Below are 921 nucleotides of genomic sequence, written 5' to 3'. Positions count from 1 at the left end.
AATATATGGTGGTGCTTTTTATTTCCTTTACTTCTTAAAGTACGTCCAACCTTCTTCTTGGTAAACCTTTTCTTCTTTCATCAACTTACCAAGCGCACGCTTAAAGGCAGCTTTACTCATATTGAAACGTTCTTTAATGTCTTCTGGGTAACTCTTATCCCAAAACGGCATTGCTCCGCCTCGTTCTTCCATATATGCATAAATTACTGCAGCATCATCTTCCATTCCTTCTTCTTTACGAGGAAGAAGTGAAATGTTAATTGTACCGTCATCTTTCACATCAATAATACGTCCTGTTACGCGCTGACCAATACGGACTTGTTCTTTTCTTTCCGTATGGTGTAAGAAAGCACGGAAATGCTCATCTGTTAAGATGAATGAACCAACTTGAAGTGAACGATACACACGTCCATTTACGTTTTTATTACGCATAGATGGCGTCGCATCTACGATAATTTCTTGCATATCACTGTCTCTTGCCGGAAGAGCGATAAGGCGATCACGATTCGTTAATTTTAACGTACAATATAATTCGTCTCCAACTTCTGGCCATACTGGCATATAAATCGGGAACTCATCAGCCGGGATTAGTATATCTTTTGATACACCAATATCAACAAACACACCTAAACTAGGAATAACTTCTACAACCTTTACCCAGTTCCAATCATACGTTGTAATAATTGGCTCTTTCATTGTTGCTGAAATACGATTTTGGTGATCAAGGTATAAGAATACATTAATCGTATCACCTTCTTCAATTTCTCCAGCTACTTCGTTTTTATGTAGGAAAATCTCTTCTTCTTCATTCCCAACCATATATCCGATTTCCGTTTCACGTAAAACAGTTACCTGTTCAATCGATCCTATTTGTAAGTACATATTTTTTAATTCCCTTCTCTATATATAAAGTGAAACTTT

1 protein-coding gene is annotated in these 921 nt (G+C 37.0%); it reads right to left on the bottom strand.

Going from position 1 to position 921, the window contains the following annotated elements:
* Positions 1-27: 27 nt before the first annotated feature.
* The gene (locus COL05_RS19795; protein ID WP_098669844.1) at positions 28-882 is read right to left on the bottom strand and encodes a CvfB family protein; all 855 of its coding nucleotides are present in this window, start codon (positions 880-882) and stop codon (positions 28-30) included.
* Positions 883-921: the final 39 nt, after the last annotated feature.

The sequence above is a fragment of the Bacillus sp. AFS059628 genome, assembly GCF_002571225.1.
Lineage (GTDB): Bacteria > Bacillota > Bacilli > Bacillales > Bacillaceae_G > Bacillus_A.
The sequence above is the reverse complement of the archived record's forward strand: the minus strand, read 5'-3'. Positions and strand labels throughout refer to the sequence as shown.

What these genes read in the sequence shown, in the direction of transcription:
- COL05_RS19795 (WP_098669844.1), bottom strand. Translation starts at nt 882, where the DNA reads ATGTACTTACAAATAGGATCGATTGAACAGGTAACTGTTTTACGTGAA.